Source organism: Chryseobacterium tructae, assembly GCF_030409875.1.
Taxonomy (GTDB): domain Bacteria; phylum Bacteroidota; class Bacteroidia; order Flavobacteriales; family Weeksellaceae; genus Chryseobacterium; species Chryseobacterium tructae.
Genome location: NZ_JAUFQR010000001.1, coordinates 3,301,877 through 3,322,998, shown reverse-complemented (window position 1 = coordinate 3,322,998; position 21,122 = coordinate 3,301,877). Strand labels below are relative to the sequence as shown.

The 21,122-nt window shown below is 32.6% G+C and carries 23 protein-coding genes and 1 tRNA gene; 6 read left to right on the top strand and 18 right to left on the bottom strand.

Annotated elements, in window-relative coordinates; all coding sequences use genetic code 11:
* Window positions 1–7: 7 nt before the first annotated feature.
* The 15 genes from QWZ06_RS16585 to QWZ06_RS16515 all read right to left on the bottom strand — a co-directional run bounded on the left by QWZ06_RS16585 (window position 8) and on the right by QWZ06_RS16515 (window position 11,615).
* Window positions 8–628 (bottom strand): DUF6134 family protein, encoded by a 621-nt coding sequence (locus QWZ06_RS16585; RefSeq protein ID WP_290299715.1) that lies wholly within the window; start codon window positions 626–628, stop codon window positions 8–10.
* A gap of 874 nt (window positions 629–1,502) precedes the next feature.
* The gene (locus QWZ06_RS16580) at window positions 1,503–1,736 is read right to left on the bottom strand and encodes a hypothetical protein (RefSeq protein ID WP_290299714.1); all 234 of its coding nucleotides are present in this window, start codon (window positions 1,734–1,736) and stop codon (window positions 1,503–1,505) included.
* A 2-nt stretch (window positions 1,737–1,738) separates the two neighbouring features.
* The gene (locus QWZ06_RS16575) at window positions 1,739–2,566 is read right to left on the bottom strand and encodes a class I SAM-dependent methyltransferase (protein WP_290299713.1); all 828 of its coding nucleotides are present in this window, start codon (window positions 2,564–2,566) and stop codon (window positions 1,739–1,741) included.
* 1,201 nt (window positions 2,567–3,767) lie between these two features.
* Window positions 3,768–3,986 (bottom strand): PAAR-like protein, encoded by a 219-nt coding sequence (locus QWZ06_RS16570; protein ID WP_353959977.1) that lies wholly within the window; start codon window positions 3,984–3,986, stop codon window positions 3,768–3,770.
* Between the two features lie 355 nt (window positions 3,987–4,341).
* On the bottom strand, window positions 4,342–4,758 hold the full coding sequence (locus QWZ06_RS16565; RefSeq protein ID WP_290299712.1) for a hypothetical protein: 417 nt from the start codon (window positions 4,756–4,758) through the stop codon (window positions 4,342–4,344).
* A gap of 163 nt (window positions 4,759–4,921) precedes the next feature.
* Window positions 4,922–5,182, bottom strand: coding sequence for a PAAR-like protein (locus QWZ06_RS16560; RefSeq protein ID WP_290299710.1), 261 nt, complete (start codon window positions 5,180–5,182; stop codon window positions 4,922–4,924).
* Window positions 5,183–5,240: 58 nt separating this feature from the next.
* Window positions 5,241–5,672 (bottom strand): hypothetical protein, encoded by a 432-nt coding sequence (locus tag QWZ06_RS16555; protein WP_290299709.1) that lies wholly within the window; start codon window positions 5,670–5,672, stop codon window positions 5,241–5,243.
* Between the two features lie 88 nt (window positions 5,673–5,760).
* Window positions 5,761–6,021 (bottom strand): PAAR-like protein, encoded by a 261-nt coding sequence (locus QWZ06_RS16550; protein WP_290299707.1) that lies wholly within the window; start codon window positions 6,019–6,021, stop codon window positions 5,761–5,763.
* Between the two features lie 6 nt (window positions 6,022–6,027).
* A complete protein-coding gene (locus tag QWZ06_RS16545; RefSeq protein ID WP_290299705.1) occupies window positions 6,028–6,615 on the bottom strand; it encodes a hypothetical protein in 588 nt (195 codons plus the stop codon).
* Window positions 6,616–6,626: 11 nt separating this feature from the next.
* Window positions 6,627–7,463: a hypothetical protein gene (locus tag QWZ06_RS16540; RefSeq protein ID WP_290299703.1), complete on the bottom strand. Its 837-nt coding sequence runs from the start codon at window positions 7,461–7,463 to the stop codon at window positions 6,627–6,629.
* A gap of 226 nt (window positions 7,464–7,689) precedes the next feature.
* A complete protein-coding gene (locus QWZ06_RS16535) occupies window positions 7,690–8,151 on the bottom strand; it encodes a hypothetical protein (protein ID WP_290299700.1) in 462 nt (153 codons plus the stop codon).
* Window positions 8,151–8,810 (bottom strand): cysteine peptidase family C39 domain-containing protein, encoded by a 660-nt coding sequence (locus QWZ06_RS16530; protein WP_290299698.1) that lies wholly within the window; start codon window positions 8,808–8,810, stop codon window positions 8,151–8,153. The genes QWZ06_RS16535 and QWZ06_RS16530 overlap by 1 nt, the downstream gene beginning before the upstream one ends.
* Window positions 8,803–9,051, bottom strand: a complete 249-nt coding sequence (locus QWZ06_RS16525) for a hypothetical protein (RefSeq protein WP_290299696.1) — start codon at window positions 9,049–9,051, stop codon at window positions 8,803–8,805. The genes QWZ06_RS16530 and QWZ06_RS16525 overlap by 8 nt, the downstream gene beginning before the upstream one ends.
* 14 nt (window positions 9,052–9,065) lie before the next feature.
* Window positions 9,066–11,027 (bottom strand): type VI secretion system Vgr family protein, encoded by a 1,962-nt coding sequence (locus tag QWZ06_RS16520; RefSeq protein WP_290299694.1) that lies wholly within the window; start codon window positions 11,025–11,027, stop codon window positions 9,066–9,068.
* Between the two features lie 503 nt (window positions 11,028–11,530).
* A tRNA-Ser gene (locus QWZ06_RS16515) sits at window positions 11,531–11,615 on the bottom strand.
* A gap of 307 nt (window positions 11,616–11,922) precedes the next feature.
* Between QWZ06_RS16515 and QWZ06_RS16510 the strand changes: the two genes are divergently transcribed.
* The 6 genes from QWZ06_RS16510 to QWZ06_RS16485 all read left to right on the top strand — a co-directional run bounded on the left by QWZ06_RS16510 (window position 11,923) and on the right by QWZ06_RS16485 (window position 18,044).
* Window positions 11,923–12,507 (top strand): hypothetical protein, encoded by a 585-nt coding sequence (locus QWZ06_RS16510; RefSeq protein WP_290299693.1) that lies wholly within the window; start codon window positions 11,923–11,925, stop codon window positions 12,505–12,507.
* Between the two features lie 201 nt (window positions 12,508–12,708).
* On the top strand, window positions 12,709–13,452 hold the full coding sequence (locus tag QWZ06_RS16505; RefSeq protein WP_290299691.1) for a hypothetical protein: 744 nt from the start codon (window positions 12,709–12,711) through the stop codon (window positions 13,450–13,452).
* Window positions 13,453–13,517: 65 nt separating this feature from the next.
* Window positions 13,518–14,540 carry a sensor histidine kinase gene (locus tag QWZ06_RS16500; RefSeq protein WP_290299689.1) on the top strand — a complete coding sequence of 341 codons (1,023 nt, stop codon included), beginning with the start codon at window positions 13,518–13,520 and terminating at the stop codon, window positions 14,538–14,540.
* A 2-nt stretch (window positions 14,541–14,542) separates the two neighbouring features.
* Window positions 14,543–15,310 (top strand): LytR/AlgR family response regulator transcription factor, encoded by a 768-nt coding sequence (locus QWZ06_RS16495; RefSeq protein WP_290299688.1) that lies wholly within the window; start codon window positions 14,543–14,545, stop codon window positions 15,308–15,310.
* Between the two features lie 365 nt (window positions 15,311–15,675).
* A complete protein-coding gene (locus QWZ06_RS16490) occupies window positions 15,676–17,391 on the top strand; it encodes a sensor histidine kinase (RefSeq protein WP_290299686.1) in 1,716 nt (571 codons plus the stop codon).
* Window positions 17,392–17,396: 5 nt separating this feature from the next.
* Window positions 17,397–18,044 (top strand): response regulator, encoded by a 648-nt coding sequence (locus tag QWZ06_RS16485; RefSeq protein WP_290299684.1) that lies wholly within the window; start codon window positions 17,397–17,399, stop codon window positions 18,042–18,044.
* Window positions 18,045–18,569: 525 nt separating this feature from the next.
* On the opposite strand, the gene QWZ06_RS16480 is transcribed toward QWZ06_RS16485, so the two are convergent.
* From QWZ06_RS16480 to QWZ06_RS16470, 3 genes are all read right to left on the bottom strand, one after another.
* Entirely contained in the window at window positions 18,570–18,968 is a 399-nt protein-coding gene (locus QWZ06_RS16480; protein ID WP_290299682.1) for a VOC family protein, read from the bottom strand.
* Between the two features lie 129 nt (window positions 18,969–19,097).
* On the bottom strand, window positions 19,098–19,784 hold the full coding sequence (locus QWZ06_RS16475) for a Crp/Fnr family transcriptional regulator (RefSeq protein ID WP_290299680.1): 687 nt from the start codon (window positions 19,782–19,784) through the stop codon (window positions 19,098–19,100).
* A gap of 531 nt (window positions 19,785–20,315) precedes the next feature.
* Window positions 20,316–21,119, bottom strand: a complete 804-nt coding sequence (locus QWZ06_RS16470; protein ID WP_290299678.1) for a DUF4249 domain-containing protein — start codon at window positions 21,117–21,119, stop codon at window positions 20,316–20,318.
* Between the last annotated feature and the right edge of the window lie 3 nt (window positions 21,120–21,122).

The window sequence follows — 21,122 nt, the reverse complement described above, 5'->3', positions numbered from 1 at the left end:
GATAGTACTAATGATTTTTATTTGGGTTCGTGCTAAGAACAAACTTTAGGTTTGCAAAATCTGTATTAGCTTCAACCAGGGTGCAGATTCCGCTGCTGTATGTATACGTAGTAGTATTTCCGTTGGGCAGATTGATTCTGTATCTTTTGGAATCAATCTTCTGAATAGGAACCATTTTCTGGAACTTTTCCGAAAAAACAGATTTTAGATTTCCGGGCTCATTAAAATAGAGACTTGCGGTAGAGCAGGAAATAGATTGTTGCAGAAAGCCATTGGCACCATCCTTATCCGAAAGATTATAAAAACTCCCGTTCCAGGTAGCCGTATTGTTTACTTTTAGTTTTCCGTTCATTGTCCGGTAAAGTTTTGCCTGCTGTAGAATATTTTGTTTAAAAGTAACTCCCATTTTGTCATAAATCTCAATGCTGTAGAGAATTTTAACTTTAGCTCGGGATTCAAAAAGATATTCAGTGATATCATTTTTCAAAGAACGTTCTACGCGGATGTTACCAATGGTTTTATCATCTTTTATAATAGAATAATTCAGATGTTCTTTGGTAATGAGCGCTGCGGTATTGGATTGAAAATAACCTGGCAGTAATATTGAAAAAATCAGGAATGCTTTCATTGTATTTATTCTTTAAAATAATTATTGATGTACGTTGAAGGGTCGAAATGGATTTTGACCAGTATTCCTTTTCTGGATTGATAATAGAATAGAAATATCTAATGCAAAATTAGGCATGAAAAAAGCCTGAAATGTTCTGTAAGATAAGTACGAACTTATTAAATTGAAATGATTTAATGTTTTGAAAATCACGTGTTTAGATCGAAATTGCGTTCCAGTTTATAACTCTGAACGCCTTTTATACTTTGAAGATTTTAAACAGTGATTTTGTAAGAAGAAATAATGATGAATGCGGGATCAAAAAGTCTAATAAAAAACCTACTGGTATTCAGTAGGTTTTTTTGTGTCTGCGAAGAGTGAGGGATTCGAACCTTATGCTTTAAATTATTGAAAATCTATTTTGCAAAAGTGCCATGATATAAATATAGTACAAGGGTTCTTTTATATAATGCTTGATCTGCTTTTTTTGTACAGAAAGCGTATTACCTGCTGTAATTGTAGTAGGGTTTGAGTCAGTGATTGGCGCTTTACTCATTTTATCATTTTTATTTTGACACGACATCGTCACAAATAGAAATAGTAATAATAAATTCTTCATCTTACAAAAATTAAAATTTTAGTATATTAAAGGTGTGTACGCTAAAAACATTAAACTCTGCTGTTTGGCATGTTAGCGAAGTACTAAAGATACTAAAGATTTTAAATCCTGCTGTATTCAGGTTCGGGATGTTCCGCAGGAACATCCCGAACCTGAATATGAAAAATTTAACAAGAATAATAAGAAAATTAAAAACCAGGATTTACCTCTTTCTCCTAATAAAGGTTCGTTTTTCAAATCTTTGACCATTGCTTTCTTTATCGACCCCAGGAATTCTTATAGGTATATTGTCTTTCGGTTACTTACTAATATTTTTCTCTTCGCTCTTTTTGTCAGACTGTAATTACAGGTTTTGTTTTCTGTATATTCAATTTTATATTCAGACAGAAGCTGTGTAATTATTTCGTTGGTTTCATTTTCGTTCAATCCTATTTTTTCTCCGAGGTCAATTTCGTTTAGGTGACCAGCATTGTCTATGAGTGCGTTGTAATATCTCTCTTTATTTTCCATGATTATATCTTTTTTTGTACAGCAATCATCATATGTGGACTGAATGGTAGAAGATAGCTGTCATTTTCAGTTATTTGGATAAGTTCCATCAATGTTTCCCGCCTTCTGCAGTTCATCATATTAGCAAAAAAGTCTTTGTCCAGCCACGCCATACCTTCAACCGCATAGGTATTAAGATAGGTTAATTTTTGATTTATAAATTCATCCTTTAGCTGTTCTGGTTTATGATAAAATGCTTCGGCTAAAAGCCAGGGGAAATCATCGGGCGGGTTATGTTTGCCAATTGTGAGTTCTTCTTTACACATTTCAAAAAATGACTTTTTGTGAATTAAGCCATTTAAAAGACCTACCAAAGTTGATGCAGTATAATTTATGGCGAAACCTAATATAATTCCATTGTTTTTCAAAACACGTTTGGCTTCAAAAATGGTTAAATCTCTGTGTTCTTTCTCTTGAAGGTGATAAAGAGGACCGTGTAGTATAATAAGATCTGCATAGTTATTTGGGAATTCCAATTTTCGAGATTCTCCTATGTGTACCGAAAATTTGTTTTTCAATTTATTAGCTCTGTTTCGGGCTATTTTTATATGTTTTGAAACTGGCTCTACCAAATGAACCTTATGTCCTTTCTTTGCAAGCCATTCCGAATACTTTCCTGTACCGCCACCAATATCAATTATTGTTAAAGGTGAAGAGAAAATGTGTTTTTCTATAAGTGATTTGATTCTTTCAAACTCAAATATACCCATTCCCTTATCAAGTCGGGTTTCTTCGGATGCTTTATCGTAGAATATCTCTATTTCTCTACTTATTAACTGTTTACTATTCATTATATTCCTTGTATTATCATCATTTTTGAATGCTGAATACATTATAAAATGATAAGACAATCGACTTGATAATCAATTGTTTGTTTATGATTTAATAAAATAAGTGGATAGAATTATCTGTGCATTGAAAATCAAAAGATTTCACGCATTAATTACTCTTTTTCGAGTCCGTCTTTTTTTGATTAAGACGCAGATAATATGTTAGATATAGTATAACAGACTACAAAAATAGAAATTTTTCACAACTTATTCCTTTTAATTAGATAGAAATTTTCTGATGCCCTTTGGTCTTGATGAACAGTAAAAATGGTAATTATAATCTCCTTCTTTTCTTTTTTCTTCATTCGTTTGGCAACTGTTCTTCTTCATAACATTTGTCCCATGCTTTGGGTAACAGACTGAAAAATTCCATATTGTCATTAATAATTTGGAAATGGAGAGCAATCGTAAAAATATCATCGAAAAGAGCACCCAAATGCAGAAAGTCGAAGAAAAAAGTATGTAACAACGAAATAATAAACCTTAAAGGGGTGATAGAACGGTTGAGCAATGACCCAAACAAGGCATTTCGTGTCCTGGAAGGTAAGTTAAACCTATTTCGGCATGCACCATGTGTATACGGTATTTGATACCCTGCAAAAAAGAAGAGAATTTGTAAAAAGGGTGTTCGAGAGCATCTGTACTATGAAAACGGAATTTATCGAACATCTACCATGCTCGGTTTATTGTTGCATAACCATTTGGGAATAAGAGAAAGTAAATTGCTGATTTACGAAAAAAAAAGAGGGTCTTCATGATGAAGACCCTCTCAGCGGAGAGTGAGGGATTCGAACCCCCGGACCTGTTACAGTCAATAGTTTTCAAGATGACTATAATCGATCCTTTGCTGGTGGGAGTATGGTGTGACAGCGCTAATGATCTTTATTTGGAGTGATTTTATAAAAGACAAATTCCCTCCAATTTTAGAGGGAATTTTTGTTTCTTTATATATGTAATAACATAAGTGCTTTATTTCATGTATTAATTAAATGATTATCAGTTATTTATTAAAAAAAGGCAGATTGGGTTTTTAGCTAAAAACTAGACTCTTTTTTACTCCTGAACAAAGCTCTGGGCTGACTTTACAACTGATATTTTGCCACCAACAGAACATTGGCACGTAGAGGTGTCTAATAGCTCTTTTTTGCCTTCAATTTCAAAATTAGAGGTATTTCCACTTAATAGGTGAAGGTGCACAAGAAGACCTTAAAACACTACACATTCCAAAAGGTTTAATGTTAATGTTAGGCTGTTTGTCCTTTTCTGTAGCCTGTAGCTTTCCATCAATACTCATAAAAGATTGACTTGTTACTGTGAGTGGAGTTGGCGAACTTCCTTTATCACACTTTAGCTGTGTTGTATCTATGATGTGCTGGGGCATGTTGTCATTTTTTTGAGATTTTCTTTTTTTGTGTCAAACCAATAGCCTTCTTATATAATTATCTAATTCTTTGGATTCATATAACCATATCATACAGTGTCCAAAAATATAGTTAGCTTTATTGCCTTCAAGATTCTCCATTACATCCATTTTATGATTATTTGAAATTGTTTTATTAACGAATGGTACATCTAATAAGTTGAGATTATTTTAATTTGTATTTTGAGTCTGAAGCATTTAAGATACTGGATAATTATGGCTGATAAATAACAAATATGCTTGTTTACAGCTTGTTTTCAAGCATCTATTATGAAGCAAGTTTTTTTTAAAAAATTGCACTTTTGTTCCTATACTCTTATTCTGTTTGAACCTTTACAAAATAGCTTTCCAGATAATCTTTCATGTAATTTTTTAAATCTGAATCATTCTCTACTTTATATTCTTTAATTTTTTTCACCAATTCTAAATATGAGGTTTTTAATTTCATATTTTTAACATTGTAGATATCAGTACATTTTTCAACAATTAAATATCCATTTTTCATTTCTTTTGAGATATTTTTAAGCTCCAAATTATAAGGGTCTTGAAATTTCTTAATTGAGATTAAAATATCTTCTTTTTCAAATAGTCTTGGGAATGGTTCTAAATTATTAAATGTTGAAATATAGTTTTCATCAAAAGTCTTAAGATGGAGTGATTCATCTAAACAATTTGAAAAACCATAAAATGCATATTGTTCATAAGATTTTTGGTCATTACTAAGTTTCTTCATAACCAATATTTTAGCATTTTGTTGAGCTTGACAGCTAACAAATACGGAAGTAAAAAAAAGTAAAAAAAAGTATTTCATTCTAAATTATTTTAATTCCCAAAAATACATTGCTTTAGCACTTTTTTCATAATGATGTTCTCCAAATACATATTTTTCAGAAGCATTATTTGTCCAATAGCTCTTTTTTACCATCAATTTCAAAATCAGAGGTATTGTCCCATTTAAAGGGTGAGGGAGTGCAGGAAGACCTTAAAATACTACATGCACCAAAAGGCTTAATGTTAGTGTTAGGTTGCTTATCCTCTTCTGTAGCCTGTAGCTTTCCCTCAATCTTCATAAAAGACTGACTTGTTACTGTGAATGGAGTTGGTGAAGCTCCTTTATCACATTTTAGCTGGGTTGTATCTGTGATGTGTTGGTGCATAATTTGAATTTATCTCGGATTTTAATAATGTATCTAATGTCTTCAATTTTTATACTTTTTACTCCGTTTGAATTCTTATATAATAGTTCTCAAGATAATCTTTCATATAGTTTTCAATGTCATATTCAGGTTCTCTATTGTAATTTTTCTTATTTTCTACTAAATTAATGTACACCTTTTTCAAGTCACTATTTGACCGATATATGCAATTACATTTTTTCTTTTTGTGATTTTTATTATAATTGGCAAATTGCTGTTTTATTGCTTTAATACTTATTAGTCTGGGTAGGGGAAATAATAAATTATATTTTGAACCATATTCATCATCTAAAGCATATAATTTGCTATTTAAACAATAAATTTTCCCAAACTCAATATATTGGTTATAAGAAATACTATCTTTTTTTAATTTAATTACAACAGAATCAAATCTCGTTTTTTGTGCATTTAATGAAATAAAAAACACGGTAAAAATTACTATCCATTTCATAATTAAAATTTACTTTAATTCCCAAAAATACATTGCCTTAGCACTTTTTTCATAATGATGTCCTCCAAATGCATATTTTTCAGAAGCATTATTTGTCCAATAGCTCTTTTTTACCATCAATTTCAAAATCAGAGGTATTGTCCCATTTAACGGGTGAGGGAGTGCAGGAAGACCTTAAAACACTACATACACCAAAGGGTTTAATGTTACTGTTAGGTTGCTTGTCTTCCTCTGTAGCCTGTAGCTTCCCATCAATACTCATAAAGGATTGACTAGTCACCGTGAGTGGGGCTGGTGAAGCTCCTTTGTCACATTTTAACTGGGTGGTATCTGTTATATATTGAGACATAGTATATCATTTATAATCCTCCATAAATTGTTGTTCTTTATTCCAAAGTTTTTTACTTTTCAACAAACTAACAATGTATTTTTTTAAGCTTTGGGAAACCATCCCCCTAAAGAAGCAAGGGTCAATTTCTTGTTTATTTTCATCAATATGGGTTTTACATCCTGTTTTTTTTATAACCAGATTTTTTGTTTCAGAAGAAATGGTAACAGTTTGAACAATTTTATTTTTTTTGTAAAAATCTAACTGAATGTCATACTGATATGGTAAAGCATGGCCTAATTCAATTTTTTGTAAGTTTTGAAATAACAATATAGTTTCCTTTTTATTTAATTTTGATTTTCCTGTACAAGAAATGCTTTCTTTAATTTCTGGATCCGCATAGTAAGATAATCCAGAAATACTATCTTTTTTACGATAAATACTATCTTCTTTAGCTGTAGGAATATAAGTTGTTTTATCTTGAAAATTAATAGTAGAAATCGTTATATTATCTACATTTTTTTCAATATAATTGAAAGTATCATACTTTTGACCATAAGCTATATTTATAAAGATTAATAAAAAAATATTAAAGAGGATTTTTATATTTTTCATTTTTATATGTTTTACGGAGTTAATAACCTTCCAATAGTAGTTTTATCATATATACCATAATGTAACTCTCCAATAGCTATACCTAAATATTTTTCAAAAAAAGAAACATTCATTTTGGTATCATCTGAAATCCTAAAAACTTCAGGAGAACCAAATGATGCATAAGTAGCAGGTAAAGAATATTGCACTTTTACATCAACCATATAGGCCAACCAAGCTGCATAATTTGTGTAATATTGATAAGAAAATATTTTTTTCGCCTGCAATAAAGTTATTTTAATCTTATTATTTGGTAATTTAGTGTAGTTTTTAGAATCTATATAGTGAGAAACTATCTCATAATTTCCAAGATTATGACCTTTTGGTATTTCTATATCATTAATTACAAATTCATCAGTATCTTTGTTAGTACCATCTCTTTTATAATTAACACTTTGCATTATTCTTTTTAATATATAATTAAGAGGTGGGTGGCTTTGACATCCCCCTATTTTAAAGATTCCTGTTGGAGTGAATGCATTTTTAAAATTTGTAAAATCAAATATCTTATTCTCAATATCTTTTATCCTCATATCTATATCCATTACATCAGTTTCAGATGAATTAGCTAAAATTGGTCCACCTGAATACGCATGCGAAAAAATATTTACTTCCTGTAATGTATTAGGGTCATCAGCTCCAATTTTCTCAACAATCTCATAAATACTTTTTTTGGTAACGTATTTTGATTTACCTAACGAGTCAAATCCATGTCCTTTACTTGCTGGATAGTTTGCTTTAGAAATTTTATCATAGTTTTCTACAGAAATTGATTTTCCATTATCTATAGTTTCAATTGTGCCTTTCATGTCTATAATGATAAATGTCAAATCTTCTTTATTCTTATTATTGGCAATAATTTTTGCTTTATAATCATTACAATATTTTAGAAAAGAACTACCTGTTTCATAATTTACTTCTGCGACTAAAATATATTTTTTTGCCCCCTTTTATATCTAAAGTCACTTCCCAATCAAGGATGCTATTTCCATCAAATTCTGATATTATTAAATTTAAATCATTCATTTTATCATGTTATTTTGGTATTGTATTTTCGATGATAATTAAATTTTTATACCCATTATTAGTTGAAATTTTATACAGTAAAGCTTTTAATTTGAAGTTTTCATTTGGTTTTATTTTCAATATTTTAAATGATCTAATATTAAAGACTTTTCCATCTTGGGTAATTGAGTATTCTGCAATAGCAGAATTCATTTTTTTATACTTTTTAACACCTATTTTTGCTTTTAATCCAATATAATTCTTTATCTCTATTTCAATGGGGCTAGGTTTTGTATAGTCAGTTGATTCAAATTTTGAATAAAAACAGATTTCTTTTACAATTACATCTTTAATGATATCATCCTTTTCTATTATGGCATTATCTATGGCTATTTTATGATTGCTTTTTTCAATTTGTAGGCTATCAATTTTTTGTGAATATAAAATGACTGTACAGAGAATTGCTAAGATTAATAAAATTCTTTTTTTCATTATTTCTTTTTTAAAATAGTTTTTTTTACTGAAGTTCTAATAGATGTTACAGTATATACCAAAACTGTACTAGTACCTGTTCTTCGATCAGTAATCGTTGAATATCTTGATTTTGGATCAGCATTTCCTTCTAATTTATTTCCCTTACAATTACAATATAATTTGTTGGCAGATGATGTTCCAATAGAACTATCAGCATTATCATAGAATAAAAAATAATTTCCTTTACTATCTGCTCCCATGCCAACAATGACTACAAAATGATCTGTAGTTAAATCAGGATTTCCTGGGGTGATTTCTTCATGATTATCAATACCTACTGTTACAGGAATACCATTTTTTAATGCAGATTTTATATAGGAAGTCCCTTTCTTAAATTCATCATTATTGTATTCCATTGAAATAAATTCTTCCTTTTTATTTCTTATAGCTTTAGCAATTTGGTAACGCGGAAAACCTTCTTTGTACCCCATAACATCAAGTTGCTTATGAGTTGCTACATGACAATCTGTAGCATAGCCTACAAATTTATTTGCAGGTATTACAGGTGCTATTGTCTGCCAATCGTCACAAACACATGTATCGACAGTCAAAGTGATATTTCTATCAACAATATTCTTTTCGTCGAATTCTGATATTATTAAATTTAAATCATCCATTTGGTGTACTATTTTGATTTTTAGGTATTTCTACAGCTTCTTTGAGTATTACATACCCTTCCTTATCAACTGTTCCAGATAAAGTAAGCTCCTTTTCTCCATCCTTAATTTCTTTGCCATTTTTATCAATTACTTTCAAACTAACAGTTTCTCCTTCCTCATAGTTTCTTGTATATGCCAAAACACTTACTTTATTTCCTCGATGGGATTGTTGTATATTATTTTCAACTACATCATCCATCCATTGGATGTTTACTAATTGCTTTTCCTTGTTGTATTCAAATTTCCCATTTCAGGAAGCTTATTCATTTGAGGAGCTTTATACTCAATCTTATCTTTAGCTGTTAATAATGAGTTAGCTCCATACACATGCATTCTGTCCTTTGCTCCGAACTCAGTCTGTCCATCTGTGTAACCTATGAATTTTTCCTTACCGTAAAGGTCAAGGTGTGCTTTTGCTGATATTTCAGTATTAGTTCCAGCATTGATAATGGTTTTCTTACCACTGTCTTGGCTTATCTCTTGTTTGGCAATAATCTTGATATTCTGTCCAACATTGGTATCCATATTCTTTCCTGCTTTGGTTTCGATATTCTCTTCAATATCAAATTTCAGGTTCTTTGATTTTATAGTAATGGTTTCGGGAGCTGTAATGTTAATATTGCTTCCCTCTGTATCAAACCTTAGCTCATTTCCACTTTTGTCTGTCAATAAAATACTCTCATCTTCGGTAAACACTAATCTGTGCCCACTTCTGGTCTGTAAAGACTTCACACGATTATCCATACCTCCTCCCAATCCTATACCTCCATGAAACATCCCACCCATTGCAAAAGGAAAATCTGGATTATGGTATTCAAAGTTTACCATTACTTGGTCTCCAATTTCTGGAACAGCCACGAATCCTCTATTTTGACTTATCGCATCTGTACCACCAGCATCAGGGCTCATCATTCTAATAAAATGAGTGGTATCATTTAACTGCCAGTCAAACTGCACCTGTATTCTGCCTTGGTTTAAAGGGTCGATATTGGAAACTACAGTGGCTACCTGTGGCTCTGCTTTCGGCATCACAAAATCAGGTTTAGGCATGAAGCCCGTTCCCTCGGCTATAGCTTCAAAACTTCCAGTGTAATATCCTCTTGCATCAACTTCGTGATTAACCTCTGTTATCATCAAAGTTGTAAAGTGAGAGGTCTCATTACTATCCTGTTTTCTCATGTCTATATCTGCCACACAACCTATGAATAAAAAAGGAACTGTTGTACTTCCAGATACAGTAAAAACTTCAACGGCTTTACTTCCTCTTGCACTTTTTTGGGAATCATCCACATCCAGAAACATATTGGCATTGATGGGAGTGGGTGTAAGTGAACGGGTTTTAAAAATATTGTTATTCAGCTCATAGGCTTTGGATGATAGGTCTCCTAAATGCTTAATCTCATTGTTAGAGCCATTTATTTTAGCATGACTACTGCTGTTATAGCCAAAGTATTCAGGTTTTGTGTGAACTGCCTTTAACTCTACCTGAACATCGTTAACGTTACTGCCATAAATAAGTTGGATAGGCTTTTCATGAGGGGGAAGCTTTCCAAAGTGTAGCACATCCCCATCATAGTAAAATTGCTCTCCATAGGCTTCTGCTAATCTTGTCAGGTAATTGTAATGAGTTTCGCAATATTGAGCACTGTAATTAATGTAGCTTTTATTCTGGGTGTCTATTCTGAAATCAAATTGAGTTGTTCCCAGTGTTTCCCTGATGATATTGTCAGCAATAATGGAAGTGTTGACAGACTGAGTACCTCCAAAACTCTGAGTATGGGGTGCTGAATCCATTAGTATAGTTGGGCTATAGCCTTTGAGTACAATATTGCCTAGGCTCATTTTTTCCTGACTGAATGCCACTTTCGTAACAACACCAACAAACGTTCTTTCGGGACTTTCGTTTTCAGCATCTTTGTATTTAAAAGTAACGGTCAGACGTTTTCCTAGAAATTGCTGTGCCTGTTCTAAGTTATGGCTCTGTACTTCATCAAGAGAGTCATGTGCTAAAGTAAGTTCAAAGTAGTGGTGTTTTCTGGCACTCTGCTGTAAACGGAAGTGTTTAAAGTGTCTGATAGGTTTTCCATTAACCACAATGTCAAGCTTAACCACACGGTTAATGCCTGCAATATGGTTCTCGGAAATCCTCTCAGAATTTGAGACATTTTTTTTCATTTGTATATCTGTGTGTTTTTGATGTTATATCACTAAAGGTAGATAAAATATCATGCCAGATATAATGTTTTTTGTTAAATTTTTAAAAGTGTAGTAGAACTACGATTGAGTTTTAATCGTTAAGATAGCTAAAACCATATTAAGAGAACTTTGGTTTTATCCAGAATGTAAAGCCCTATTTTACTACTGAAACCACTTTATATACGTAATTCAAGCTACCATATGAATAACAAGCCCCCTCCGTTGTTTCAGTCTTGGTAGTGCCCCCTCTTTTTGAAATCGGACTTATCTCTATTTATCTGGAAAAAGATAAAATATTTTTAGTTTGGAGATTTTTCGAGAGCTACAGCAGTCTGTTTTGAGCCTAAAAATTTACCAAATGAGGTACTGAGGTTAGAAATCATTATCTTTTTTATATAAGAAATGTAGGGAAAATGTGGGGAAGAAAACTTTAATAAAAAACAAAACCCACTGATTATCAGTAGGTTTATGTTTAATACTTGCGGAGAGTGAGGGATTCGAACCCCCGGACCTGTTACAGTCAACAGTTTTCAAGACTGCCGCAATCGACCACTCTGCCAACTCTCCTTAAACTCCGATTGTATCGTTGTTTTCAGTGGTGCAAATATAGAACGATTTTTAATTTCTGCAAAACTTTTTCAATATAAATTTTAACAAAACTTAATAATGGGTTAAAAATCAGATTGATTATTTTTATTAATTCTTGTAAAATTGAAGGAGTTCTTCTGTTTTTACTCCTGTTCATCCTATTTTTAAAAGGAAAGCAGTTGTGTTTTTCGAGAAAAATTGATGTGAAAAAACAAATTAGCCGCTGAATTTTTGATTTGGTGTATTTTTTGCAATCCCTGTCAGACAAAAAAAAAATTAATTATTTATGAAATTATCTTATCTGGGAGCAGGTATTTTAAGTATTGGATTAACATTCACTTTGGGATCTAATCTTGTTTTTGCCAATCAGCCTTTGGCTGCAGTTGCAGAACATGTACAAAGCAGTTCAGATTCCCTAAAGGTTGAGAATCTGGCTAAAGAGCTGAAGAAACTGAAACCTATCAGTTCTAATGACTTTAAAGCTAAGTTTAAAAAAGAAATCAATGGTTTTAAACTTACAGAAGTGACCGCTTTTGAAGATAAAGAAACAGGATCATATGCTACAGCAAACTATGCTAAGGGATCTCAGAATGTTTATTTAATGGTGACAGACGGAGCTGGAGCCGGAGCTGAGTCGGTAAAAGGAAATCTTCTAAGCTATCTGGAATTAAAGGCTGTAGAAGAGCCGGAAGATAAGACAAACATCAAAAGCTATAAAGGTTGGCTGGTTTATTTTGATCACAGTATGTACGAAAATGATAAGATGACAAGCATTCAATATCTGGAAGGAAACAGATATGGAGTAGTAGCTTCTGGAACTAACATCTCACTTGAAGAACTAAAAAAGCTTTTAGATACCGTTAGTTTGTAATATGATCATATCACAATATAGAGCTCTGATTTATGAAAATAAGTCAGAGCTTTTTCTTTGTTTTTATGTACCTGATCATTTATCTTCTAAATTCCTTTACTCATACCTTTATTTCCTTGGCTTATTGTTTTTTCCTTGAATAAAGCATTCTGTTATAATAGTTTTGAATCATCAACATAAAACAAATAACACGATACCATTATGAACAGGGAATTAATTTTTTTAAGAACATTTGCTTTAGCATCAGTGATCGGGATCATTTTCTTAACGGCTTCTGCATTCAAAACAGACGGCCATCAAAAATTTACCGAAATTGATGTGGAAAGAATCAATGTAGTGGAAAAAGACGGAACAGTAAAAATGATCATTACTAATGTTGACAGGTTTCCGTCCGGAGAAGAAAAAGTAAATGGAAGTGCTCCTAATAAGACCAGAAAAAAGCGCTCCGGAATGCTTTTCTTCAACGAAGAAGGAATTGAATGTGGCGGTTTTATTTATGATGGAAGGAAAAACAAAAACGGACATAGTTCGGGTTTGTCTTTAACGTATGATCAATACGATGGCGATCAGGTGATGCAATTATTGACGCAAGACTATATGAAGGGAGAAAAAAGAACCGTATCCAGCGGAATCTATTTTAATGATCGCCCGGTAAAAGAATCACAAGTAAGAACCGGTGAAATTATGGAGGAGCTGGATAAATTGGAAAAGAATCCCGAGGCTTTACAGAAAAAATACAAGGAATATGAGCAACAAGGACTTATTGGGGGAACCCCAAGAATGATGTTGGGTAAAACTAAAGATGAAAATAACGGATTGTTTTTATTTGATAGTAAAGGACTTCCGCGTGCCAGATTCTGTGTAGACAAAAACAATGACGCTAAGTTGGATTTCCTGGATGATAAAGGAAATATTACAGCATCCTTTCCCGAAAAGAAAAAATAATGACCTAGAAGCAGCCCTGTAAAAAATATAGGGCTATTTTTGTAAAAAAGACCTCTGATCACTGCATGAAAACCATTTTAAAACAGATCAATCAAAACAGGTACTTCCTGCTGTTTATCCTTTTGTTTGCTTATGTACAGTCTATTCATGTCCGTATTGCTGTCAGAGGAAAGGTGGATCAATATATTTTCACTCCCGAAGCAGCCGTAGCGACCTTGATCAGTGCTTGTATTCTGTTTTTTGTGATGGATCTCTTTATTCAAAAGTGGCAAAGATCGTTAACCTTCAGTGGCAAAGAAGTTTTTAAGATCTTCAGTTCTTCATTGTTGGTTTATCTTTTGGTCATGAAGGCCATCGGCTTTTTAATTGCCTTGGCATTCGGCACTATTGAAAGAAATTTTAATAGGGAGACCTTTGTTTTTACCGCTTTTTCAGATCTTATAGATGGATTTGTGTATGGTAGTTTCTTCTTGGCTTACCGTTATTATAAGAAGAATGTAGTATATCAGAAACAGGTGTTACTTTATGAGCAGGCATTATCTGACAGTAAAATTGATCAGTTGAAAACGCAACTCAACCCTCATTTCCTATTCAATAACCTTAATATTTTGGATCAGCTGATAGAAGAGGATAAGTATAAAGCTTCTGATTTCCTGAATGAATTTGCAGAAATTTATCGATATGTATTGGAGGCTTCTGATAAAAAACTGATTTCTGTAAAAGAAGAACTAATATTTGCTGAAAAATATTTTAATCTGATGCAATATAAATATGGGACCGCATACACCCTTCATATAGATCATGGAAATATAAAAGGAGAAATAGTTCCGCTTTCTTTACAGTTGTTGCTGGAAAATGCCGTTCAGCATAATTTGGGAAGTGTATCCAATCCTGTTTTGATTACCATTTGTATCGGAGAAAAGATAGCTGTAACGAATAATAGAATTTCTAAACGAAACTTTAAAAGAACTTCAGGAAGAGCTTTAAATAATCTTAAGGAACAATATTCTGTGCTGACTGATCAGCAATTGGAAATTTTAGAAACAGAAACAAAATTCACCGCTATAATCCCTATAATCCCGGAATAAATATGATAAAAGTTGTCATTATTGAGGATGAAATTCCTGCCAGAAGCAAACTAAAGCGTTTTATCAGTGAGTTGAAATCACCGGTAGAGGTGGTAGCAGAAATTGATACGGTAGAGACAGCCATTAGCTTTTTGAAAAGCACCAATGTAGACCTTATTTTTTCAGACATTGAGCTATTGGATGGGAATGCTTTTGAGATCTATGATCAGGTTAATATAAGGTGTCCGATTATTTTTACGACTGCATATAACCAATTCTGGATGAATGCTTTTGAAACTAATGGAATTGAATATCTTTTAAAACCTTTTACTCAGGATCGTTTCAAAAAAGCCTGGGATAAATTTTTATTGCTAAGAAGATCAGATGCTGGTGAACATCATGTATTAATGAAGCTTCAACAGATGCTAAGTAACAGTCAGCAGGAGAAAAGCTATAAGAAACGCTTTACGATTAGCTCCCATCAAGGAAGTTACTTTTTAAATACAGACGATATCGCATTTTTTGCAGCAGAGGAAGGAATAATTTTCGCTATTGATATTTCGGGTAAAAAACACTTGCTTAATGAATCTACATTGAAGGATATTGAAATGCTTCTCAATCCTTCAGCATTTTTCAGGATCAACCGTAGTGAGCTTGTACAAAAACAGCATGTTGAAAGAATAGAACGGTACAATAAAAACACACTAGCCCTTCAGTTGAAAGGTTATAAACATCATCTGCTTACAAGCCAGGGAAGTACTGCTGCTTTTCGAATCTGGATTGAAGACTAGTGGATCAGTGAAATTCAATATTCAACATTAATCATAATAATGTTATCGAATCATTGAAAGTCCCAATCCCTAAAAAATCATCTTTTAATTTTTTTTTTGATAGAGGTATGTTTTTTACATCTATTCTAAAAAAACAGAATTACATTAATGAAAAACTGAGGTTTTATAGGTTTTTTGATGCAAAATAGGGTCTGGTTTGCCTTATTTTATCAAATATTTTATATTATTATATAGACAAAAATTAATTTAACTTTGTAAATTGAATGATATTTTGACATTATTAAATTTTTATTAATAATATTATATTGTTTAAAATTAATAAAGAGACTTAGGAAAATAGGGAGTTAATTTAGCTGGCAGTAAATATGAAATATAAATTCTTAAATTTTAAATTGAGGAAGGTTGTTCATTACTCATTGATTCTGTGTGTTTTATTGATACAGATTATTATAGGTGTATTCTTTTACAATGAGTTTGTGAATGAGAGAAAACTGCAGTTTATAAAAACCCAGCTGGAAGAGAGTAGAGCTTTGGGTGGGCTTACGGATAATTCAAGAAAAGATTTTTTGGATGCGCAGGAACATCTCCAAAAGTATATGGTGAGTCAGGATAATAAAGATCTGCAACTCTATTTTGAATCATTAAGGAAACTTAAAAAGAATTTTGATAAGATCGGGGAGTATGAAAATACAAGCCCAAGGCTGAAAAAAAGCCTGGCTCAGAAGAAAATGGATACCCTGAAAGTCACCAAGCTGAAAACCCTTATTGATTCTGTATACGAAACTTCTTTGAAACCTCCTACAAAGATAGAAGATAAGCAATACGAGCCTGCAAAATATAAGAATGACTTTGAAAACTTAAGCGTACAGACTCATACCTATGCTGATACCATTAAGAAAAAAGGCTTTATGGGGCGTTTGAAAGATGCCATAACAGGGAAGGTAAATGTTCAAAAGGAAAGTACAGTCGTTACTTTAACGAATCACAAGACGATAGACATTTCTAATGTAAAAAATGAAATGGATAAGGCTTTAAAGTCGATGGATAAACACTATGCTGCTGAAGTAAAGAAAGCACAACAGTTTGCCATCAAAAATCAGCGTGAGAATATGCAATTTTATAGCAATTTCAGCAAGTTATTGGTGTATAGTAACGGACTGATTGATGTATATGAAAATGCCATTAAGGATTTCAAAACAGAACTTGAAAAGGAGTATACGAAGCAAAGTTCTGATAATAATAAAATCAGAAGATATTTGGTACTTGGCCTGATGGTTTTAATGTTTATTGTATCTATTCTGATCATGTACTTTACGAGAGTTGCCTTCATCTATGAAAGAAAACTTGATGCTGCCAATAAAGAAATCAAGAACAATCTGAATTTCAAGAACAGAATATTGGGAATGTTGAGCCACGATTTAAGATCACCATTGAAAATTATTAATATTTTCATTGATAAGATTTACAGAACAACAGGTGATGAAACAATCAAAGATTATCTAAAATCAATTAAATTTACCAATAGTACTTTGCTCCTGCAGTCTAACCAGATCCTGGAATATACTAAGAACCAGGATGCAGAAAAAAAGCTCATACAATCTGTTTTTAATCTTAAAGATGAGATTGGTTCTATTGTAAAGGTTATTTCTCCTTATCTGGAAACGAGAAATAATAAATTTGCAGTAACGGACAGAATTCCCGAAGGGGTAGTGGTATTCTCTGATAATATCAGAATTAACCAGATCTTTATGAATATTCTTGGGAACGCAAACAAATATACCGAAAATGGAAAGGTAGATCTTGCGATGACAACAGAACCGCTAGGTGCTGATAAAATTACGCTGATCACAACAGTAGCAGATACCGGAGTAGGAATCTCTGAGTCTGATTTGAAAAAGATTTTTGACCCTTATTATCAGGGAACTGTTTCAGATGAGGTAGATAACCTTGGAGTAGGACTAGGGCTGAATCTTGTTAAAGAAATTGTAGAGCTGTTCGATGGGGAAATATCAGTTTCCAGCAAACCGCATAAAGGAACACAGGTAACATTCAGGATCAATTTAAATATCAATAATAAATAATGGAAATGCCAATTGAAAATAAGGAAATCATATTCCTTTTAGCCGATGATCACAGTATTGTAAGACAAGGAATGGAGATCGTTATTAGTGATATTGCTCCCAATGCTAAAGTCTATCATACTTCATCTTTACAGCAGGCGGTAGAACTGATAGAGACCAAAGGAATTGAAATGGCTATTATTGATGCGCATTTTCCCGAAGGAAACAGTCTGCACATTTTACCCCAAATGAAAAGTATAAACCCTGATCTCAAGATCCTTATTTTTACGGGACTTGAAGAGGATTCATACGCACTTAAGTTTATCAAAGCCGGAGCCAATGGATATTTGAGCAAACTGAGTGAAGAGGAAGAGGTAAGAGAAGCGATCTCGAGCTTTATCCAAAAAGGAGAATATTTTTCTGATCTGACAAGAAATTTATTGGTACAGTTTATTTACGATCCAAATGTAATAAGCCCGTTAAGCAGCCTAACCAAAAGAGAACTGCAGATTGCAGAAATGTATGCAGATGGATATGGAAATCTGGAAATTGCGAATAATTTAAATATAAAGCAAAATACAGTAAGTACAATCAAAAAAAATATCTTTGAAAAGCTAAAAATAGAAAATATTGTAGAGTTGATCGACCTTATCAAAACGCATCATAAAATATAGGATTCCGCAGTCTTATTCCGCACTTCTTCATTGTCTAATTCATTTTATCGATAAATATCTATATCACGTCCGATATGTATCTACGGGGTTTATAGATGATATTATCCTGCGATGTCGTTACTTTGTAGTATAAAATTTACCAAATGAATTGCTAATGCTTTTTTTAGTTTTTTCACTTCATTAAAGCTGGTAAATTGAAATAACTGTAAAAATAATAAACTATAGTTATATAAAACGCAAGTGATGAAAATGAATTAGCAAGTGATGAGATTAATATAGAAGTGTATGAATGACCTTAAAACGTGGATTTCTTGAAAAAAACAAATGAGAAAAAGAAAAAAACACAAATTAACATAAAGAAATTCAAGGTTTGGTTATTAGTACAAAAGAAAAGGGAGGCAATAAAAGCCTCCTTTTTTTTATGATCATCAATGGTTTAGTTCTCATCCAATATCTAAAGCCATCAAAGGATTCAGAAAATAGAATCTAAATGAATAATCATTACATTACTTATAACTTCCCACTTTATTTAAACTTTTGAATTGCCTCAGAACTCACAGGGGTGAAGAAATTAATCAGGTTTCCATCCGGATCACAAAACAGGAGCGACCGATTCCCCCAAGGCATTGTTGTAGGTTCCTGTACAATATGATCTGTCAAATTTTTAATCTTTTCATATTCACTATCTACATCATCTACCATAAATTCTATGATTGTACTGATCTGCCCGTTGGATTCAGTGAGATGTTCACCACCAAACATCTTCATGGTACGGGTACTCCCGATAGCAATGGTAATTGAATTGGTTGTAAGTTCAGCAAAATCTTCAGTATACCATTGGGCAGTTAACCCCATTGCTTTTTCATAAAACGCAACGGATTGGCTGATGTCTTTTGTAATGATTCTTAACGACATTAATTTCATATAATCTTATATTTAAAATAATTTGATACAAAATTAAGAGGAGTATATGACAACAGGATGTCAGTAGGGGTTTTGAAATTGGAATTTATTTTTTATAAAGTCGACTCTTTAGATGGAGTTGGAAGTTGATTAATAAAAGTTAGCAATATGAATCAACTGTTTGAAGTCAAGGATACGTAATTTTCGCCCCTCCGATGTAATGAGTTTTTCTTGTTTAAAATCATTAAGGATTCGCGCGAGGGTTTCTCTGGCAGTTCCTACCATATTGGCGAGGTCTACACGGGAGAGGGAAATCAATACTTCTTCTTCAGGAGTGTCATTGGATTTATATTTGTCGTGAAGAATCAGTAAGCTTAATGCTGCCCGCTCTCGGACGGTACGATGTGATAAAATCGCAATAAGATTAGCCATTACACTGAATTCATGACTCAAAGATTTTAATAAAAGTCTTGAAAATACAGAAGACTGGCTAAGGATTTCCAGAAAGCTGTCTTTTGAAATAAAAGATACAACAGAGTTTTCAAGGGTGGAAGTAGTATCTCCATATGATTCCTGACTCAAAATAGCCGAATATCCGAAAAATTCTCCGGAGCTATAGATATAAATGATTTGCTCTCTGCCATCATTATCTACTTTGTATTTTTTTATTTTTCCTTCGTTAAGATAATAAATGCCATTAGGTTTTGTACCATCCGTGAATATAGCCTCATTTTTACGGTAGTTTTTGGTTTTCATGGCTTTGAGAAGTAAATCCTTGTCATATTGAGAAAGTTCATCAAAAAGATACTGATTGTTGAAAATAAATTTTGAGATCATAATGTTTTACGAAGGCTATTGAATAAACGTCCGGTTTGTAACTTAAATCACATTTTAAACCGATCTAAATCACCCTATTTTTTGTCTGAACGAATTAATTTTACAAAAGTAATAAAATAGATTTTGAATTAGGAATGATAATGGGTAAGGCTGGCAGAAGTCAGCTAATAATCCCTATAAATAAAGGGTAATTATTATTTAAAATCATGACTTCCCTGGATGAATTTTAAGACGATTCTTAGAATAAAAATATAAAATTTTACTCATAATAAGAACGTAAAAGAGCACTGGATAAAAATTTAAGTTGACATGTTTTTCACAGCGGTTGCTGACATTTTTCTAAATTATTTTTTTTTACTTATTTATTTTATCCAGTTATTTTTAAGAGATATTCTAGAGCAAGGTTTATGATGAATGTTGTACTTTGAAATGGAAATTAAAATAATATGTTCCTTACTCTTTATAGGGTAAAAAAATAAACGGTTACTCCAAAGTGTTGGAATAACCGTTTTTATGGTAATTATAGAAAGTCTATTGAATCTGCGTAACAAGAGATCTCACAGTATGTGCGGAGAAATATCCTAAAGCTCCGTTACTGATATTGCTTGGCGGATTGGCAGGAGTAACACTGCCTCCATAACCCTCTGAAATCTTAAGAAGTGCGCTGTAATATGTAAATATATTGGTGTCAATAGATTGCATCTCTACCTGAATAACATCTCCAACCACCACTTCATGATCTCTGCCTTTATTGTCATCATTAGGAAGCCCTAATGTCCATTGATTCGGTAATCCGTTATTTAAATTGTCAGAAAGTACACTGATATACTTTTTACTTAAATTATTGATGGTAAAGCTGAAAAGATAACGGTTGCCCAGTTCTGCAGGATCTGTAAATACAGGAAGAAGCGTGTACGTTTTCTTGCTCCCAAACATAAAGGTGTCCTGTACAAGACCTTCCAGTTCTACCGCCTGAGGCATTGTACTTTGTGCTGTATATTGTTTTCCTTCTGCCAATACCTTAAGCGTATATGTTCTGCCTGGGACTCCCATAAAAGTACTTGTTTTATATTCACCTCCACCAGCATATTCCAGCGTTTCTGTTTGCCCCGCGTTATCACTTAAAATAACCTGCGCCCCTGTAACAGCCGGATATTGATTGGGCTGAGCAAAACCAACAGACTTTGTAATTTTTACAGTATATGAACCTTTGGTATCAGTGACGTTTCCTTCAATGACAATGCTGCCGCTTTGGTCCGCGAGATCCAGATCAATTTCTTTTTCACAAGAGGTTAAGGCTAGTGCAGATAATATGATAAAGAATGTTTTTTTCATGAT

Coding starts and splice junctions, on each gene's coding strand:
- QWZ06_RS16530 (WP_290299698.1), bottom strand. CDS start 8,810: ATGGATGATTTAAATTTAATAATATCAGAATTCGACGAAAAGAATATT.
- QWZ06_RS16555 (WP_290299709.1), bottom strand. CDS start 5,672: ATGAAATGGATAGTAATTTTTACCGTGTTTTTTATTTCATTAAATGCA.
- QWZ06_RS16510 (WP_290299693.1), top strand. CDS start 11,923: ATGAAATTATCTTATCTGGGAGCAGGTATTTTAAGTATTGGATTAACA.
- QWZ06_RS16490 (WP_290299686.1), top strand. CDS start 15,676: ATGAAATATAAATTCTTAAATTTTAAATTGAGGAAGGTTGTTCATTAC.
- QWZ06_RS16585 (WP_290299715.1), bottom strand. CDS start 628: ATGAAAGCATTCCTGATTTTTTCAATATTACTGCCAGGTTATTTTCAA.
- QWZ06_RS16575 (WP_290299713.1), bottom strand. CDS start 2,566: ATGAATAGTAAACAGTTAATAAGTAGAGAAATAGAGATATTCTACGAT.
- QWZ06_RS16470 (WP_290299678.1), bottom strand. CDS start 21,119: ATGAAAAAAACATTCTTTATCATATTATCTGCACTAGCCTTAACCTCT.
- QWZ06_RS16525 (WP_290299696.1), bottom strand. CDS start 9,051: ATGGATGATGTAGTTGAAAATAATATACAACAATCCCATCGAGGAAAT.
- QWZ06_RS16500 (WP_290299689.1), top strand. CDS start 13,518: ATGAAAACCATTTTAAAACAGATCAATCAAAACAGGTACTTCCTGCTG.
- QWZ06_RS16495 (WP_290299688.1), top strand. CDS start 14,543: ATGATAAAAGTTGTCATTATTGAGGATGAAATTCCTGCCAGAAGCAAA.
- QWZ06_RS16480 (WP_290299682.1), bottom strand. CDS start 18,968: ATGAAATTAATGTCGTTAAGAATCATTACAAAAGACATCAGCCAATCC.
- QWZ06_RS16540 (WP_290299703.1), bottom strand. CDS start 7,463: ATGAAAGGCACAATTGAAACTATAGATAATGGAAAATCAATTTCTGTA.
- QWZ06_RS16535 (WP_290299700.1), bottom strand. CDS start 8,151: ATGAAAAAAAGAATTTTATTAATCTTAGCAATTCTCTGTACAGTCATT.
- QWZ06_RS16550 (WP_290299707.1), bottom strand. CDS start 6,021: ATGTCTCAATATATAACAGATACCACCCAGTTAAAATGTGACAAAGGA.
- QWZ06_RS16580 (WP_290299714.1), bottom strand. CDS start 1,736: ATGGAAAATAAAGAGAGATATTACAACGCACTCATAGACAATGCTGGT.
- QWZ06_RS16475 (WP_290299680.1), bottom strand. CDS start 19,784: ATGATCTCAAAATTTATTTTCAACAATCAGTATCTTTTTGATGAACTT.
- QWZ06_RS16520 (WP_290299694.1), bottom strand. CDS start 11,027: ATGAAAAAAAATGTCTCAAATTCTGAGAGGATTTCCGAGAACCATATT.
- QWZ06_RS16565 (WP_290299712.1), bottom strand. CDS start 4,758: ATGAAGAAACTTAGTAATGACCAAAAATCTTATGAACAATATGCATTT.
- QWZ06_RS16485 (WP_290299684.1), top strand. CDS start 17,397: ATGCCAATTGAAAATAAGGAAATCATATTCCTTTTAGCCGATGATCAC.
- QWZ06_RS16560 (WP_290299710.1), bottom strand. CDS start 5,182: ATGCACCAACACATCACAGATACAACCCAGCTAAAATGTGATAAAGGA.
- QWZ06_RS16570 (WP_353959977.1), bottom strand. CDS start 3,986: ATGCCCCAGCACATCATAGATACAACACAGCTAAAGTGTGATAAAGGA.
- QWZ06_RS16545 (WP_290299705.1), bottom strand. CDS start 6,615: ATGAAAAATATAAAAATCCTCTTTAATATTTTTTTATTAATCTTTATA.
- QWZ06_RS16505 (WP_290299691.1), top strand. CDS start 12,709: ATGAACAGGGAATTAATTTTTTTAAGAACATTTGCTTTAGCATCAGTG.